The sequence below is a fragment of the Pseudomonas glycinis genome, from assembly GCF_054871425.1.
The window spans coordinates 679,611-696,006 of the sequence record NZ_JBTYHF010000002.1 but is presented as its reverse complement, the minus strand read 5'-3'; the positions used below and the strand labels follow the sequence as shown (position 1 = coordinate 696,006).

Genomic DNA, 16,396 nt, shown 5'->3' with positions numbered 1-16,396 from the left:
GGGCGTGCGCAGCAACGAATCGGGTATACTCCCGCTCTTTAAATCGCAGCCCAAGAAACAGGTGAATTTCGTGAGCCAGCCTACGCCAGCCGTGCGTACCTTCCAAGACTTGATCCTCGCGCTCCAGCAATACTGGGCCGAGCAAGGTTGTGTGGTACTTCAGCCCTACGATATGGAAGTAGGCGCCGGCACTTTCCACACCGCGACCTTCCTGCGCGCCATCGGCCCGGAAACCTGGAACGCCGCGTACGTGCAGCCAAGCCGCCGTCCGACTGACGGCCGTTACGGCGAAAACCCGAACCGTCTGCAGCACTACTACCAGTTCCAGGTAGTCCTGAAGCCGAACCCGGACAACTTCCAGGAACTGTACCTGGGCTCGCTCAAGCATGTCGGCCTCGACCCGCTGGTGCACGACATCCGCTTCGTCGAAGACAACTGGGAATCGCCGACCCTCGGCGCCTGGGGTCTGGGCTGGGAAGTCTGGCTCAATGGCATGGAAGTCACCCAGTTCACCTACTTCCAGCAAGCGGGCGGCATCGAGTGCTACCCGGTGACCGGCGAGATCACCTACGGTCTCGAGCGTCTGGCGATGTACCTGCAAGGCGTCGATTCGGTCTACGACCTGGTCTGGGCTGACGGACCGTTCGGCAAAGTCACCTATGGCGATGTGTTCCACCAGAACGAAGTGGAGCAGTCCACCTACAACTTCGAACACGCCAACGTCGACAAACTGTTCGAGTTGTTCGACTTCTATGAAAGCGAAGCCAAGCGCCTGATCGAACTCGACCAGCCGCTGCCGTTGCCGAGCTACGAAATGGTGCTGAAGGCGTCGCACACCTTCAACCTGCTGGATGCGCGCCGGGCGATCTCGGTGACCGCGCGTCAGCAATACATTCTGCGCGTACGCACCCTGGCGCGTTCCGTTGCGCAAGCCTACTTGCTGGCCCGCGCCAAGCTGGGCTTCCCGATGGCGACCCCGGACCTGCGTGACGAAGTACTGGCCAAGCTGGAGGCTGCACAATGAGTGCGCAAGATTTTCTGGTTGAACTGGGCACCGAAGAACTGCCACCCAAAGCCCTGAACACTTTGGCTGATGCGTTCCTCGCCGGTATCGACAAGGGCCTGCAAGCCGCCGGCCTGAGCTACGAAAGCAAAACCGTGTATGCCGCGCCACGTCGTCTGGCCGTGCTGATCACTGCGCTGGCCACTCAGCAGCCGGATCGCAGCATCAACCTCGATGGCCCGCCACGTCAGGCCGCGTTCGACGCTGATGGCAATCCGACTCAGGCCGCCCTGGGCTTCGCCAAGAAGTGCGGCGTCGAGCTGAGCGAAATCGACCAGAGCGGTCCGAAACTGCGCTACAGCCAGAACATCGCCGGCAAGCCGACCGCGAGCCTGCTGCCGACCATCGTCGAAGATTCGCTGAACGACCTGCCGATTCCGAAACGCATGCGTTGGGGTGCGCGCAAGGAAGAGTTCGTGCGTCCGACCCAGTGGCTGGTGATGCTGCTCGGTGACCAGGTCATCGACTGCACGATCCTCGCGCAGAAGGCTGGCCGTGAATCCCGTGGTCACCGTTTCCACCATCCGCAAGCCGTACGCATCGGTTCGCCGTCGAGCTACCTCGCCGACCTGCGCGCCGCTTACGTATTGGCCGATGCCAACGAGCGTCGCGAGATCATCAGCAAGCGCACCGAAGAGCTGGCCACCCGTCAGGAAGGCACGGCGATCGTTCCGCCGGCATTGCTTGACGAAGTGACCGCGCTGGTCGAATGGCCGGTGCCGCTGGTGTGCTCGTTTGAAGAACGCTTCCTCGACGTGCCGCAGGAAGCGCTGATCACCACCATGCAGGACAACCAGAAGTACTTCTGCCTGCTGGATGCCGACGGCAAGTTGCTGCCACGTTTCATTACCGTGGCCAACATCGAAAGCAAAGACCCGCAGCAGATCATCGCCGGTAACGAGAAAGTGGTGCGCCCACGCCTGACCGACGCCGAGTTCTTCTTCAAGCAGGACAAGAAGCAGAAACTCGAAGACTTCAACCTGCGCCTGCAGAACGTGGTGTTCCAGGAAAAACTTGGCAGCGTCTACGACAAGGCCGAGCGCGTATCGAAACTGGCCGCGTACATCGCCGCGCGCATCGGCGGCAACGCCTCGTGGGCTGCCCGTGCGGGCCTGCTGTCGAAGTGCGACCTGGCCACCGAAATGGTCGGCGAGTTCCCGGAGATGCAAGGTGTCGCCGGTTACTACTACGCCCTCAATGACGGCGAGCCACAGGATGTCGCGCTGGCACTGAACGAGCAGTACATGCCACGCGGGGCCGGTGCCGAATTGCCAGCGACCCTGACCGGTGCAGCTGTCGCCATCGCCGACAAGCTCGACACTCTGGTCGGCATCTTCGGTATCGGCATGCTGCCAACGGGCAGCAAAGACCCTTATGCCCTGCGCCGTGCGGCACTGGGCGTGCTGCGGATCCTGATCGAGAAACAACTGGATCTGGACCTGAACGACGCCGTGGCTTTCGCGGTGAATGCGTTCGGCGGCAAGGTCAAGGCGGCCGGTCTCAACGAAGCCGTGCTGGAATTCATCTTCGACCGCCTGCGTGCGCGTTATGAAGACGAAGGCGTCGACGTCGCCACCTACCTGTCGGTACGTGCACTGAAGCCGGGTTCGGCGCTGGACTTCGACCAGCGTGTGCAGGCGGTGCAGGCCTTCCGCAAACTGCCGGAAGCGGCAGCGCTGGCGGCGGTGAACAAGCGTGTGTCGAACCTGTTGAGCAAAGTCGAAGGCTCGGTACCGACCGTGGTCGAAGCCAAGTATTTCGACAACGCCAACGAGTTCTCGCTGTATTCGGCAATCCAGCAAGCGGATCAAGCGGTGCAGCCAATGGCCGCAGCGCGTCAGTACAACGAATCGCTGGCACGCCTGGCGGCACTGCGCGAGCCGGTCGACGCGTTCTTCGACGCGGTGATGGTCAATGCCGACGACGCCAATGTGCGGGCCAACCGTTATGCGCTGCTGGCGCGTCTGCGTGGCTTGTTCCTCGGTGTTGCCGACATTTCGCTGCTGGGTTGAGGGATTGCTGTTGAAACTGCTGATTCTCGATCGTGACGGCGTGATCAATTACGACTCCGATGCCTACATCAAGTCGGTGGAGGAGTGGATTCCGCTGCCCGGCTCGATCGAAGCGATTGCGCAGTTGAGCAAGGCCGGCTGGACGGTGGCGGTGGCCACCAACCAGTCGGGCATTGCTCGCGGCTATTACGACCTCGCCACCCTCGAGGCCATGCACGCGCGCCTGCGCGAGCTGGTCGCGGCGCAGGGCGGCGAAGTCGGTCTGATCGTGTATTGCCCGCACGGCCCGGACGAAGGTTGCGATTGCCGCAAACCGAAACCGGGAATGCTGAAAGCCATTGCCGAGCATTACACGGTGCCGTTGACCAACGTCTGGTTCGTCGGCGACAGCCTCGGTGACCTGGAGGCCGCCAAAGCCGTCGATTCACAGCCAGTTTTGGTGAAGACCGGGAAAGGCGAAAAGACTCAGGGCAAAACCCTGCCGGTTGGCACTCTGATTTTTGACGATCTGGCGGCGATTGCCGCAGAACTTATCCACAACTAGAGTACTTCTGAATTTCCTGGCCAGGGATTGCTCGGGAGTGCGCTTGAACAGTCGGGCATTGCCCCGTAACGGTAACCGTCGCCATGTCGATACTGCGGGCCTTCAGAATCTTTCTTTTCTACCTGCTGCTGGGCACAACAGCGTTGCTGTGGTGCAGCCTGAGCTTTTTCATCGCGCCGTTTCTGTCCTTCAAGGCGCGCTATCGTTTCATCAACGTGTACTGGTGCCGTTGCGCCCTGTGGCTGACCAAGGTGTTCCTTGGCATCCGCTACGAAATCAAAGGCGCGGAGAACGTGCCAGACCGGCCCTGCGTGATTCAATCGAACCACCAGAGCACATGGGAGACGTTCTTTCTCTCCGCTTATTTCTCGCCATTGAGCCAAGTGCTCAAGCGCGAATTGCTTTACGTGCCGTTCTTCGGCTGGGCCATGGCCATGCTGCGCCCGATCGCCATCGACCGCGACAACCCGAAGGCAGCGCTCAAACAGGTCGCGGCTAAAGGCGACGAGCTGCTCAAGGACAACGTCTGGGTGCTGATCTTTCCGGAAGGGACACGAGTCCCGTACGGCACCGTTGGGAAGTTCTCCCGCAGTGGCAGCGCGTTGGCGGTGAATGCGGCGCTTCCGGTGCTGCCTATTGCACACAATGCCGGCAAATTCTGGCCAAAAATCGGCTGGGGCAAACAGGCCGGAGTGATCACAGTGGTCATTGGCGAACCGATGTATGCCGAAGGCAGCGGGCCGCGCGCCATCGCTGATCTGAATGACCGTGTGCAGGCGTGGAACGAGAAGACCCAGCGAGAAATGGGCTCGCTGCCACCGGCGCCACAGGCACCGGCCGCGAGTGACCAACTGGCTGTCTGAATTTTGTGGATAACCTGTGTACGCTTTTGCTTCAAAAGTCCGTGATCGTTTTGTAACTTATTGATTTTCATCGATATTTTTAAATCGATAAGTTGAACGAAATCCGTGCATAAGTTTTATTCGAATGTAAAAAAACCGGTCGTTATAGCCGGTTTTTTTGTGCCTCTTTTTCATTCAGAAATCAGCGGCAAATCGATGCGGAATGTGGTTCCCGCGTCGACCACGCTGCGACACTCGATTGTGCCGCCATGATGATCAATCACGGCTTTGACCATCGACAGACCCAGGCCCACACCGTCGATGCCCTGGGCGGAGGAGAAACGCCGATACTGGCTGAACAGGTCAGGCAATTCATCGGCGGCAATGCCCTTGCCCTGATCGGACAATTCGCAGCGCAGCCACTGCCCATCACAGCTGACCGTCAGTTGCACCGTGCTGTCTGCCGGGCTGTACTTGATCGCGTTTTCCAGCAGATTGAACAGGGCGCGAGTCAGCAATCCCTGATCGGCCAGAATCAGCCGCTCCTGACATTCCTCATCAACTTCGTTGAGCAGCTCGATGCGTTTCTGCTGGGCGATGGGCAGGGCCTGATCGAGGACGTCCAATACCAGCATCGCGAATAATGTCGGGCGGAACTGGTAGGTCTCGGACTCAGCCCGCGCCAACAAGACGAAACCATCGGTCAGATCCAGTGCGCGGCGCACCTGACGCTCAATCTGCTCGAACAACGGCGCATCAGCGCCGGCCTGATGACGATGCACATCCAGCAGGGCGAGGATCGCCGAATGGGGGGCGCGCAGGTCGTGGGAAAGAAAACGCAGCAGGACGCCGCGCTGCTCCTCGGCCGCACGCTCGGCACTCAAATCCGTCAGGCTGAGCAGCCAACCGATCGGCGTATCGCCGTCGACCGGCAGCAGCGCCGCTCTTTCCAGGCGCAGGCTGCGCTCCTTGTGATCGCGAAATTCCAGCAGCGGCAGGGTGGCCAAAGGCGGTCGCGGCGCTGTGGATAATTCCGGATAGCCGAGGCGCGCCAGTTGCTCGAGTACTTCATCGCCCACCAGCGGATCCTCGAACAACTCGCGCGCCTTGCGATTGCCCAGCAGGATCTTGCCCTGCGGATCACTAATCAGCGTCGCCACCGGCAGGTACTCCAAGCCATCGGCAATGAACCGCCGGGTGTCGCGGGTACGGCTCATGGCTTGTTCGAGCGCCATGATCTGGCCCTGCAAACGGTCGGCACCGGTGAAGCGGGTCCGGCGGCGTTCAGGGAAGACTTTCGGTTCGCTGTCCAGACGCGCCAGCTCCCAACCGAAGTAGGTCAGCACCACGCTCAGACGTCGCCAGTTCCAGATCAGGTAACCGAACAACATGCCCAGCGCGGCTGGCGTTGGCGACCACCAGTAGCGGACTTCGGCCAGTAGGGCGCTGGCGATCAGCGCACAGGCCATACCGATCAAGGTGACCCACAGCGCCCAACGCGGCCGCCACAGCAATAATCCCAGCACACCGGCGACCATCGCCACGGACAACAGCGCGCCGGGCGCTGGCGACGGATTGTGCAGATTGATCTGGGCGCGATAAGACAACAAGGCAGTCAGCGGCAACAGCACTAGACTTATCCACAACCACTCGCGCACCAGCCGGCGGAACAGACGCTGGACTTGGCTCGGCTCACGACTTTCACGTCGGCGTTGAGTGTTATGCATGAGGCACAGGGCAGGGCAGTGGGAATGGTTTCATAGGTCTCAGGTCTGAGGCGTAGACCCGAAGAATCATAGCGGACGTCGACCACCGACGGGCTGCTTCTTTCATCGCGGCCGGGGAGTCGCTATTGTCGACATCCCAGCCCCAGCGACAAGGAACACCGCCGATGCGCGTTGCCATTCTGGACGACGAACCTGCCGAACTGCGCCGGGTCGAGCAAACCCTGGAGCAAATGGCCGAAGCTGGCGAACAGCCGTGGTCACTGCACAGCTTCGAGCGCGGCGAAGACTTGTTGCGCCAGTTGCGCCGGGAAACCTTCGACCTGTTGATTCTCGATTGGCAACTTCCTGATCTCACGGGCCTGGCACTGCTGCGCTGGACCCGCGAACACATGGACGCGCCACCGGCAGCGATCATGCTCACCAGCCGCGACGGCGAGAGCGATATCGTTCAAGCCTTGAATGCCGGGGCCGACGATTATGTCAGCAAGCCGTTTCGCCCGAATGAGTTGAAGGCGAGGGTGGCAGCGGTATTGCGTCGGCATAGCCAACCGCGCAGCGCGGCGGGCGAAGTACAGACGTTCCATGATCTGACTTTCGACGACGCCGAACTGACCGTCACCCGTGAAGGCAAACCGATCCTCATGACCGAACGCGAATACCGCCTGGCGCGGTGTCTGTTCAGCAACCTGGGTCGACCGTTGTCGCGGGATTATCTGTATGAGCGCTTCTGGCCGAACGAAGAGACGACTTCCTCGCGGCCGCTCGACACGCATATCTACCGATTGCGCAACAAGCTCGGGCTGACAGCGGATCGGGGTTGGCAGTTGCTGACTATTTATGGGTATGGGTATCGGTTGGAGAGTGTCGGCACTGGGAATGAGTGAGGCAAAAAAAACCCCGGCATTGGCCGGGGTTTTTCATGAGCGGGTAGCAAGCAGGATCAGAAATCCAGGTTGGAAACCGCCAGTGCGTTGCTCTCGATGAAGTCTCGGCGAGGTTCGACCGCATCACCCATCAGGGTGTTGAAGATCTGGTCTGCACCGATGGCGTCTTCGATGGTGACTTTCAGCATGCGTCGCACGCTTGGGTCCATGGTGGTTTCCCACAGCTGATCAGGGTTCATTTCACCCAGACCTTTGTAGCGCTGGATGGTGTGGCGCTTGGTGCTTTCGGCCATCAGCCAGTCGAGGGCTTCCTTGAACTCGGTAACGGCTTTCTTGCGTTCGCCACGCTGGATGTACGCGCCTTCGTCGAGCAGAGTGCTCAGTTGCGCGCCCAGGGTGACCACGGTTTTGTAGTCGTTGCTGCCGAAGAAGTCGCGGTTGAAGGTGACATAGTTCGACAGGCCGTGGGAGATCAGTTCGACCTCTGGCAGCCAGACGCCACGTTCACGGTCTTCGCGCAGGCTGGCCTTGTAGACCAGGCCGGACTTCTCGTTGGTGCGCAGGCGGACTTCGTACTGCGCCAGCCACTCTTGCATCGCTGCATGGTCGCCCAGGGTTTCAAGGCTGACGGCCGGCAGGTAGATGAAGTGCTCGGTCAGCTCCTGTGGGTACAGGCGCGACAGACGCTTGAGGGTTTTCATCACCATGCGGAAGTCATTGACCAGACGTTCCAGCGCTTCACCGGAAATGCCCGGGGCTTCTTCGTTCAGGTGCAGGCTCGCATCTTCCAGGGCCGACTGCGTCATGTACTCTTCCATGGCGTCGTCGTCTTTGATGTATTGCTCTTGCTTGCCTTTCTTGACCTTGTACAGCGGTGGCTGGGCGATGTAGATGTAGCCACGCTCGATCAGCTCCGGCAGCTGACGGAAGAAGAAGGTCAGCAGCAGGGTGCGGATGTGCGAACCGTCGACGTCAGCATCGGTCATGATGATGATGTTGTGATAGCGCAGCTTGTCGATGTTGTACTCTTCGCGACCGATGCCGCAGCCCAGCGCGGTGATCAGCGTGCCCACTTCCTGGGAAGAGATCATCTTGTCGAAACGCGCTTTCTCGACGTTGAGGATCTTGCCCTTCAACGGCAGGATCGCCTGGGTCTTGCGGTTACGTCCCTGCTTGGCAGAACCGCCCGCGGAGTCACCTTCCACCAAGTACAGTTCGGAGAGCGCCGGATCTTTTTCCTGGCAGTCGGCGAGCTTGCCCGGCAGGCCGGCGATGTCCAGCGCGCCTTTGCGGCGGGTCATCTCACGGGCCTTGCGCGCGGCTTCACGGGCGCGGGCGGCGTCGATCATCTTGCCGACCACCAGCTTGGCTTCGTTCGGATTCTCCAGGAGGAAGTCGGAGAAGTATTTGCCCATCTCCTGCTCGACCGCAGTCTTCACTTCGGAAGACACCAGCTTGTCTTTGGTCTGCGAGCTGAACTTCGGATCCGGCACCTTCACCGAAATGATCGCGGTGAGGCCTTCACGGGCATCGTCACCGGTGGTGGCGACTTTGTGCTTCTTCGCCAGACCTTCCTGCTCGATGTAGTTGTTCAGGTTACGCGTCAGTGCCGAACGGAAGCCCACCAGGTGGGTGCCGCCGTCGCGCTGCGGAATGTTGTTGGTGAAGCACAACAGGTTCTCGTTGAAGCTGTCGTTCCACTGCAGGGCGATTTCTACGCCGATGCCGTCTTCACGCTGAATGTTGAAGTGGAACACCTGGTTGACCGCAGTCTTATTGGTGTTCAGGTATTCAACGAACGCACGCAGGCCACCTTCATACTTGAACAGCTCTTCCTTGCCGCTGCGCTCGTCCTTGAGGACGATGCCGACACCGGAGTTGAGGAAGGACAGTTCACGAATGCGCTTGGCCAGAATGTCCCAGCTGAAGTGAATGTTCTTGAAGGTTTCGCTGGAAGCCTTGAAGTGGATCTGGGTGCCGGTGGTTTCGCTGTCGCCAACGATGGCCATCGGTGCCTGAGGCACACCGTGGACGTAGGTCTGTTCCCAGATCTTGCCACTGCGGCGAACAGTCAGGACCAGTTCTTCGGACAGTGCGTTCACTACCGACACACCTACACCGTGCAGACCGCCGGAAACCTTGTAGGAGTTGTCGTCGAACTTACCGCCAGCGTGGAGGACGGTCATGATGACCTCAGCGGCGGAAACGCCTTCCTCTTTATGCACGTCTACCGGGATGCCACGACCGTTGTCTTTAACGGTGATGGACTCGTCCGGGTGGATGATGATGCTGATGTCGTCGCAATGGCCGGCGAGGGCTTCGTCGATCGAATTGTCGACCACCTCGAACACCATGTGGTGCAGACCGCTGCCATCGTCGGTGTCACCAATGTACATACCGGGACGTTTGCGTACGGCATCCAGGCCTTTCAGCACTTTAATGCTCGTTGAGTCGTACGTATTTTCTTCGCTCAATGCCTTCACTCCCGATGGTCGTGGGTCTGGGTGATACGGCCCTGTTCCACGTGGAACAAAGCGACTGGCGTTTCCGTCTGCCAGCCTTCCCTCAGTAATTCGTGATCTACACAGGTGATGAACACCTGGCAGCGTAAGTCTTCCAGCAAGCGGCACAGCGCGCGACGGTGGCTCTCGTCCAGCTCGGACGGCAAGTCATCCACCAGATAAATACACTGTCCGCGGCGGGCCTGGCTGACCAGGTGCCCTTGGGCAATCCGTAGTGCACAGACCACAAGCTTCTGCTGACCCCGGGACAGGATGTCCGCGGCATTGTGTGCGCCCAATCTGAGACGCAAATCAGCTCGTTGCGGTCCGGCCTGGGTGTGCCCCATCTGCTGGTCCCGCTGCACGGAACCGGCAAGCACGGCGCTCAATTCGCGGTCCTTGTCCCAGCCTCGGTAATAGCTGAGCGTCAAACCCTCGAGCTCAACCAGTTCGCTCAAGGTCTGTTCGAAGACCGGTTTCAAGGCTGTGATGTAAGCGCGGCGGTATTCATCGATTTCAGCGCTGGCCTGGCACAGTTCCCTGTCCCAAACCGCTTGCGAAACGGCGTCAAGTGTACCATGCCGCAGCCAGGAGTTTCTCTGGCGCAGCGCCTTCTGCAAACGCTGCCAAGTGGCCATGAAACGCGGCTCGACGTGGAACACACCCCAGTCGAGAAACTGCCGGCGAATCTTCGGCGCGCCTTCCAGCAGACGAAAGCTGTCCGGGTTGATCAACTGCAACGGCAGGATCTCCGCCAGCTGCGCAGCGCTACGGGCGTTCTGGCCATCGATGCGAATCTGGAACTCGCCCTGACGGGCGCGAGAAATCCCCAGCGCACTGTGTCCGCCTTCAGCCAGCTCAACCTGACCAAATACAGTACAGGCGAGCTGTTCGTACTGAATGACCGGCAACAGCCGCGTGCTGCGAAACGAACGGGCAAGCCCCAGCAGATGAATGGCTTCCAGAACACTGGTTTTGCCGCTGCCGTTGGCGCCGTAAAGAATATTGATGCGGGGGGAGGGGGAGAAGGTCACCGGGTGTAGATTACGCACCGCGGTGACCGAAACACGACTTAACGACATTCAGGATCAGCTGATTACAGACGCATCGGCATGACAACGTAAGCCGAGTCGTCATTGTCGGACTCTTGCACCAGCGCACTGCTGTTGGAGTCGGACAGGATCAGGCGAACCTGCTCAGTGGTCATCACGCCCAGCACGTCGAGCAGGTAGCTGACGTTGAAGCCGATCTCCAGCGAGCCGCCGTTGTATTCAACACCCACTTCCTCTTCCGCTTCTTCCTGCTCCGGGTTGTTGGCCTGGATCTTCAACTGACCGCTGGCCAGCTGAAGACGGATACCGCGGTACTTCTCGTTGGACAGAATCGCCGTACGGCTGAAGGCTTCACGCAATGCCTGACGATCGCCGAGTACCAGTTTGTCGCCACCTTTCGGCAGGACGCGCTCGTAATCCGGGAATTTACCGTCGACCAGTTTCGAGGTGAAAGTGAACTCGCCCGTGGTGGCGCGGATGTGATGCTGACCGAGGACGATGCTGACATTGCCGTCCGGCTCGGTGAGCAGACGCGCCAGTTCGAGGATACCTTTGCGCGGTACGATCACCTGATGACGATCCGGCTGACCGATATCGGCCTGCATCGAGCACATCGCCAAACGGTGACCGTCGGTGGCCACGGCGCGGATCACACCAGCGGAAACTTCCAGCAACATGCCGTTGAGGTAATAACGCACGTCCTGCTGGGCCATGGCGAAGCTGGTGCGTTCGATCAAGCGACGCAGTTTGCTCTGCTCCAGGCTGCACGTCAGCGAGCCCGGGCCTTCTTCAACAGTCGGGAAGTCGTTGGCCGGCAGGGTCGACAGGGTGAAGCGGCTACGGCCGGCCTTCACCACCAGCTTCTGCTCGTCGACCTTGATGTCGATGAGCGCGTCGTTGGGCAGGCTCTTGCAGATGTCCATCAGTTTGCGCGCCGGCACGGTGATCGAGCCCGTTTCGGCCGGCTCTTCGAGTTGCACACGACCGACCAGCTCGACTTCCAGGTCGGTACCGGTCAGCGACAGTTGCTGGCCTTCGACGACCAACAGCACGTTGGACAGTACCGGCAAGGTCTGTCGGCGCTCGACGACGCCTGCGACCAGTTGCAGGGGTTTCAACAGGGCTTCGCGTTGAATGGTGAAATGCATGGTCTAGTCCCTTGCCTTAATAAGCTGCGCTGGTGTTCATCAAGTGGTCAGTGTACGCAGCAGGTTCTTGTAGTCCTCGCGGATGTCCGCGTCGGATTCCTTAAGTTCGTTGATCTTGCGGCAGGCGTGCAACACGGTGGTGTGGTCGCGGCCGCCAAACACATCGCCGATTTCCGGCAGGCTGTGGTTGGTCAGTTCCTTGGACAACGCCATGGCCACCTGACGCGGACGAGCCACCGAGCGCGAACGGCGCTTGGACAGCAGGTCGGAAATCTTGATCTTGTAATACTCGGCGACGGTGCGCTGAATGTTATCCACAGAGACCAGTTTGTCCTGCAACGCCAGCAAGTCTTTCAGGGATTCGCGGATCAGCTCGATGGTGATGTCGCGGCCCATGAAGTGCGAGTGGGCGATTACGCGTTTCAGCGCACCTTCCAGCTCACGGACGTTGGAGCGAATGCGCTGGGCAATGAAGAACGCGGCATCGTGAGGCAACTCGACTTTGGCCTGATCGGCCTTCTTCATCAGGATCGCCACGCGGGTTTCCAGTTCCGGCGGCTCGACAGCAACCGTCAGGCCCCAACCGAAGCGGGATTTGAGGCGTTCTTCAAGGCCTTCGATTTCTTTCGGGTAGCGGTCACTGGTGAGAATGACCTGCTGACCACCTTCAAGCAACGCGTTGAAGGTGTGGAAAAACTCTTCCTGGGAACGCTCCTTGCGAGCGAAGAACTGAATATCGTCGATCAGCAAGGCGTCCACCGACCGGTAGAAACGCTTGAATTCGTTGATGGCGTTCAGTTGCAACGCCTTGACCATGTCGGCCACAAAGCGCTCGGAATGCAGGTACACGACCTTGGCATTCGGATTCTTCTTCAATAGATGGTTGCCCACCGCGTGCATCAAGTGGGTTTTACCCAGGCCGACGCCACCATAAAGGAAGAGCGGGTTGTAACCGTGCTTGGGATTGTCCGCCACCTGCCAGGCCGCCGCACGGGCGAGCTGGTTGGATTTACCTTCAACGAAGTTTTCGAAGGTGAACGTGCGATTCAGGTAACTGGTGTGCTTGAGCGCACCTTCTACCTGCACGGTGCGCTGCTCCGCGCGAACCGGAGCCTGCTGCGAAGCAGCGCCCGCCATCGGGTCGAAGCTGTCGCGGGAAGGCTCCTCACTGACTTCAGCGGTCTTTTGTGTGGAACGCTTGGCCGGAGCAGGGGCTGGCGTCGGTGCCGGATTGCTCGCTGGCACATTGTTGGCCTGCGCCTGAGCAACCTGCGCGGCCGCCAGTGGCGCATTCGGCGCGGCACGCGGTGCCGAGCTGCGTTTGCTGCCTATTAACAAGGACAGCGCCGGCGTCGAGCCATTGCCGTGCTCATCCAGCAGTTCAAGGACGCGGCCCAGGTACTTTTCGTTGACCCAGTCCAACACGAAACGATTCGGTGCGTAGACGCGCAACTCGTCGCCTTCGGCTTCGACCTGTAGTGGACGGATCCAGGTGTTGAATTGTTGGGCAGGCAGCTCTTCGCGCAAAAGCTCCACGCACTGCTGCCAAAGTTCCACTGACACGGATATCCCCTAAGTTGAAAGCCGGTGAGGCAAAAACAAGCGGCCATTGTAGCGGCGAGCGATTCACTTATCCACATGCAGGTAGGTTCGTCACCATCATTTATCAACGCGTTAACGCATTAAAAGGCGACCAACGGCATGTGAATAAGCCCTGTGGATAAACGCCTCTGTGGGCACTGGACAACTGGGGGCTAAACCCGGTGGATAACCAGCCTGTGGATAACCAGCCATTTCACGCACAGCTTATCCGATAGCGCAGCACAGGCTGAACACGGTTTTCCACTATAGTTGTCATTCTCTGTACATCCCGTGGAATAAGGCTTCATGGCAGTTATCCACAGAAGATGGCGTGTCTAGCTTTTACAAGCTTTACAGAAAAGCTTTAAATAATTCCCTTTCTTTATTTCTATATCTGGCTGACAGGCGTTCAAGCTAAAAACCTGCCCGGATCTATTTATAAGGAAACGCTGGTTGGAAATTGACCTGAAGGCTTGCTTTCTCTAGAATCCCCGGTCTCTTAAAACGGGGGCCATTCCGGCCCGTTGTGGACGAACCAGGTAACACGACATGAAACGTACTTTCCAACCAAGCACTATCAAACGCGCTCGTACCCACGGTTTCCGTGCTCGCATGGCTACCAAGAACGGCCGCGCAGTCCTGTCGCGTCGTCGCGCCAAAGGTCGTGCGCGTCTGGCAGTTTGATAATCCGGTACTGGAGGTGAGTCAGGACTTCAGTCGGGAAAAGCGTCTGCTTACCCCCCGGCATTTCAAGGCAGTCTTTGACTCCCCTACCGGCAAGGTTCCGGGGAAAAATCTCCTGCTCCTTGCACGCAACAACGATCTTGATTACCCCCGTCTCGGGCTGGTTATCGGGAAAAAGAGCGTAAAGCTCTCCGTTGAGCGCAATCGCCTCAAACGTCTGATGCGCGAATCGTTCCGTCTGCACCAGGATTCACTGGTCGGCTGGGACATCGTTATCGTCGCGCGCAAAGGTTTGGGTGATGTAGAAAACCCCGAATTGATTCAGCATTTCGGCAAACTCTGGAAGCGTCTGGCACGCAACAAGCCCGTTCCGGCAGTCAAAACCGACACTGTAGGGGTAGACAGTACCGATGCGTAAACTGGCCCTCGTTCCGATCCAGTTTTATCGCTATGCCATTAGTCCTTTAATGGCCAGCCACTGTCGCTTCTACCCCAGTTGTTCCTGCTACGCGTATGAAGCCATTGAAAATCATGGCCTTCTGCGCGGTGGCTGGCTGACCTTTCGTCGTTTAGGTCGCTGTCATCCGTGGAATCCCGGTGGTTATGACCCGGTTCCACCTGTCCCTACCTCCCGTTCTTCTTCGATGGCCGAGTAATCATGGATATCAAACGCACGATCCTGATCGTCGCCCTGGCAATCGTGTCCTACGTCATGGTTCTTAAATGGAACCAGGATTATGGCCAGGCTGCCCTGCCGACTCAGAATGTTGCTTCCAGTACGACTACATCCGGTTTGCCGGACACCGCCACTGGCACAAATGCCGCCAGTGACGATATTCCGCGCGCCGCCAGCGATACCAGCGCACCTGCCGAAACGCCGGTCGCCGCCAGCAAGGATCTGATTCAGGTCAAGACCGATGTGCTCGATCTGGCGATCGATCCGCAGGGTGGCGACGTTGCGCAACTGACTCTGCCTTTGTATCCACGTCGTCAGGATCGTCCTGACGTTCCGTTCCAGCTGTTCGATAACGGCGGCGAGCGTGTATATCTGGCGCAAAGCGGTCTGATCGGTACCAACGGCCCGGATGCAAACCCGGCCGGTCGTCCGGTTTATTCCTCGGAGAAGAAGGTTTACCAACTGGCTGACGGTCAGGATCAACTCGTCGTTGACCTGAAATTCAGCAAGGACGGCGTCAACTACATCAAGCGTTTCACCCTGAAACGTGGCCTGTACGACGTTGCTGTCTCCTACATTGTGGATAACCAGAGCGCTCAGCCCTGGAACGGCGCAATGTTTGCCCAGTTGAAGCGCGATGCCAGCGCTGATCCTTCGTCGACCACTGCTACTGGCACCGCGACTTACCTGGGCGCTGCCCTGTGGACAAGTTCCGAGCCGTACAAGAAAGTGTCGATGAAGGACATGGACAAGGCGCAGCTCAAGGAAACCGTCACCGGTGGTTGGGTAGCCTGGCTGCAGCACTACTTCGTGACCGCGTGGATTCCGGCCAAGGGCGAAAACAATATCGTCCAGACCCGTAAAGACAGCAAAGGCAACTACATCATCGGTTACACCGGTCCTACTCTGACCGCTGCTCCAGGTGCAAAAGTTGAAACCAGCGCTGTGCTGTACGCCGGTCCGAAAAGTCAGGCTGTGCTGAAAGAGTTGTCCCCAGGTCTGGAACTGACCGTCGACTACGGCATTCTGTGGTTCATTGCCCAGCCGATCTTCTGGCTGCTGCAACACATCCACGCCATTGTCGGTAACTGGGGCTGGTCGATCATCTTCCTGACCATGCTGATCAAAGGGATTTTCTTCCCGCTGTCGGCCGCCAGTTACAAATCGATGGCGCGCATGCGTGCCGTGGCACCGAAACTGGCTGCGCTGAAAGAGCAACATGGCGACGACCGGCAGAAAATGTCGCAGGCCATGATGGAGCTGTACAAGAAAGAGAAGATCAATCCACTGGGCGGCTGCTTGCCGATCCTCGTACAGATGCCCGTCTTCCTGTCGCTGTACTGGGTTCTGCTGGAAAGCGTGGAAATGCGTCAAGCGCCGTTCATGCTGTGGATCACTGACCTGTCGATCAAGGATCCGTTCTTCATTCTGCCGATCATCATGGGCGCAACCATGTTCATCCAGCAGCAGCTGAACCCGACGCCTCCGGATCCGATGCAGGCGAAGGTCATGAAAATGATGCCAATCATCTTCACCTTCTTCTTCCTGTGGTTCCCGGCGGGTCTGGTGCTGTACTGGGTTGTGAACAACTGCCTGTCGATTGCACAACAGTGGTACATCACGCGTAAGATCGAAGCGGCGACGAAAAAAGCCGAGGCGTAACTTGCACTGTGGATAACACC

Annotated in this window: 14 protein-coding genes; 9 read left to right on the top strand and 5 right to left on the bottom strand. The window is 58.9% G+C overall.

The window, feature by feature from the left end; all coding sequences use genetic code 11:
- Positions 1–70 precede the first annotated feature (70 nt).
- The 4 genes from glyQ (at position 71) to ACYSTU_RS07215 (ending at position 4,482) form a co-directional block, all read left to right on the top strand.
- The gene (gene glyQ / locus ACYSTU_RS07230; RefSeq protein ID WP_003187265.1) at positions 71–1,024 is read left to right on the top strand and encodes a glycine--tRNA ligase subunit alpha; all 954 of its coding nucleotides are present in this window, start codon (positions 71–73) and stop codon (positions 1,022–1,024) included.
- The gene (glyS, locus tag ACYSTU_RS07225) at positions 1,021–3,075 is read left to right on the top strand and encodes a glycine--tRNA ligase subunit beta (protein WP_024014953.1); all 2,055 of its coding nucleotides are present in this window, start codon (positions 1,021–1,023) and stop codon (positions 3,073–3,075) included. Before glyQ ends, glyS begins: the two co-directional genes overlap by 4 nt.
- Before the next feature lie 4 nt (positions 3,076–3,079).
- Positions 3,080–3,619 (top strand): D-glycero-beta-D-manno-heptose 1,7-bisphosphate 7-phosphatase, encoded by a 540-nt coding sequence (gene gmhB, locus ACYSTU_RS07220; protein WP_172834008.1) that lies wholly within the window; start codon positions 3,080–3,082, stop codon positions 3,617–3,619.
- Between the two features lie 83 nt (positions 3,620–3,702).
- A complete protein-coding gene (locus tag ACYSTU_RS07215; RefSeq protein WP_130927986.1) occupies positions 3,703–4,482 on the top strand; it encodes a lysophospholipid acyltransferase family protein in 780 nt (259 codons plus the stop codon).
- 170 nt (positions 4,483–4,652) lie between these two features.
- Here the strand turns inward: ACYSTU_RS07215 and ACYSTU_RS07210 are convergent, their stop codons facing one another.
- Entirely contained in the window at positions 4,653–6,188 is a 1,536-nt protein-coding gene (locus ACYSTU_RS07210) for a sensor histidine kinase (protein WP_476307847.1), read from the bottom strand.
- 164 nt (positions 6,189–6,352) lie between these two features.
- On the opposite strand from ACYSTU_RS07210, the gene ACYSTU_RS07205 reads away from it, so the two are divergent.
- Positions 6,353–7,072, top strand: a complete 720-nt coding sequence (locus ACYSTU_RS07205) for a response regulator transcription factor (protein ID WP_024014949.1) — start codon at positions 6,353–6,355, stop codon at positions 7,070–7,072.
- A gap of 56 nt (positions 7,073–7,128) precedes the next feature.
- On the opposite strand, the gene gyrB is transcribed toward ACYSTU_RS07205, so the two are convergent.
- The 4 genes from gyrB to dnaA are packed head-to-tail and all read right to left on the bottom strand — an operon-like array spanning position 7,129 to position 13,336.
- Positions 7,129–9,546, bottom strand: a complete 2,418-nt coding sequence (gene gyrB, locus ACYSTU_RS07200; protein ID WP_024014948.1) for a DNA topoisomerase (ATP-hydrolyzing) subunit B — start codon at positions 9,544–9,546, stop codon at positions 7,129–7,131.
- Between the two features lie 5 nt (positions 9,547–9,551).
- Positions 9,552–10,655, bottom strand: a complete 1,104-nt coding sequence (gene recF / locus ACYSTU_RS07195; protein WP_476307844.1) for a DNA replication/repair protein RecF — start codon at positions 10,653–10,655, stop codon at positions 9,552–9,554.
- A gap of 14 nt (positions 10,656–10,669) precedes the next feature.
- Complete coding sequence (dnaN, locus tag ACYSTU_RS07190; protein WP_016772390.1) at positions 10,670–11,773, bottom strand: DNA polymerase III subunit beta; 1,104 nt, start codon at positions 11,771–11,773, stop codon at positions 10,670–10,672.
- Between the two features lie 39 nt (positions 11,774–11,812).
- Positions 11,813–13,336 (bottom strand): chromosomal replication initiator protein DnaA, encoded by a 1,524-nt coding sequence (gene dnaA / locus ACYSTU_RS07185; RefSeq protein WP_476307842.1) that lies wholly within the window; start codon positions 13,334–13,336, stop codon positions 11,813–11,815.
- Positions 13,337–13,903: 567 nt separating this feature from the next.
- Between dnaA and rpmH the strand changes: the two genes are divergently transcribed.
- From rpmH to yidC, 4 genes are read left to right on the top strand one after another with little or no spacing between them, the layout of a single operon-like run.
- A complete protein-coding gene (gene rpmH / locus ACYSTU_RS07180; RefSeq protein ID WP_003213577.1) occupies positions 13,904–14,038 on the top strand; it encodes a 50S ribosomal protein L34 in 135 nt (44 codons plus the stop codon).
- Between the two features lie 16 nt (positions 14,039–14,054).
- Positions 14,055–14,456, top strand: a complete 402-nt coding sequence (gene rnpA, locus ACYSTU_RS07175) for a ribonuclease P protein component (protein ID WP_476307949.1) — start codon at positions 14,055–14,057, stop codon at positions 14,454–14,456.
- Complete coding sequence (yidD, locus tag ACYSTU_RS07170) at positions 14,449–14,694, top strand: membrane protein insertion efficiency factor YidD (protein ID WP_027901580.1); 246 nt, start codon at positions 14,449–14,451, stop codon at positions 14,692–14,694. The genes rnpA and yidD overlap by 8 nt, the downstream gene beginning before the upstream one ends.
- A gap of 2 nt (positions 14,695–14,696) precedes the next feature.
- Positions 14,697–16,376 (top strand): membrane protein insertase YidC, encoded by a 1,680-nt coding sequence (gene yidC / locus ACYSTU_RS07165; RefSeq protein ID WP_071173916.1) that lies wholly within the window; start codon positions 14,697–14,699, stop codon positions 16,374–16,376.
- Positions 16,377–16,396: the final 20 nt, after the last annotated feature.

Excerpts from the sequence above, each read along its gene's own strand:
- yidD (WP_027901580.1), top strand. The coding sequence starts at position 14,449 with ATGCGTAAACTGGCCCTCGTTCCGATCCAGTTTTATCGCTATGCCATT.
- ACYSTU_RS07215 (WP_130927986.1), top strand. The coding sequence starts at position 3,703 with ATGTCGATACTGCGGGCCTTCAGAATCTTTCTTTTCTACCTGCTGCTG.
- yidC (WP_071173916.1), top strand. The coding sequence starts at position 14,697 with ATGGATATCAAACGCACGATCCTGATCGTCGCCCTGGCAATCGTGTCC.
- recF (WP_476307844.1), bottom strand. The coding sequence starts at position 10,655 with ATGTCGTTAAGTCGTGTTTCGGTCACCGCGGTGCGTAATCTACACCCG.
- ACYSTU_RS07205 (WP_024014949.1), top strand. The coding sequence starts at position 6,353 with ATGCGCGTTGCCATTCTGGACGACGAACCTGCCGAACTGCGCCGGGTC.
- ACYSTU_RS07210 (WP_476307847.1), bottom strand. The coding sequence starts at position 6,188 with ATGCATAACACTCAACGCCGACGTGAAAGTCGTGAGCCGAGCCAAGTC.
- dnaN (WP_016772390.1), bottom strand. The coding sequence starts at position 11,773 with ATGCATTTCACCATTCAACGCGAAGCCCTGTTGAAACCCCTGCAACTG.
- glyS (WP_024014953.1), top strand. The coding sequence starts at position 1,021 with ATGAGTGCGCAAGATTTTCTGGTTGAACTGGGCACCGAAGAACTGCCA.
- rpmH (WP_003213577.1), top strand. The coding sequence starts at position 13,904 with ATGAAACGTACTTTCCAACCAAGCACTATCAAACGCGCTCGTACCCAC.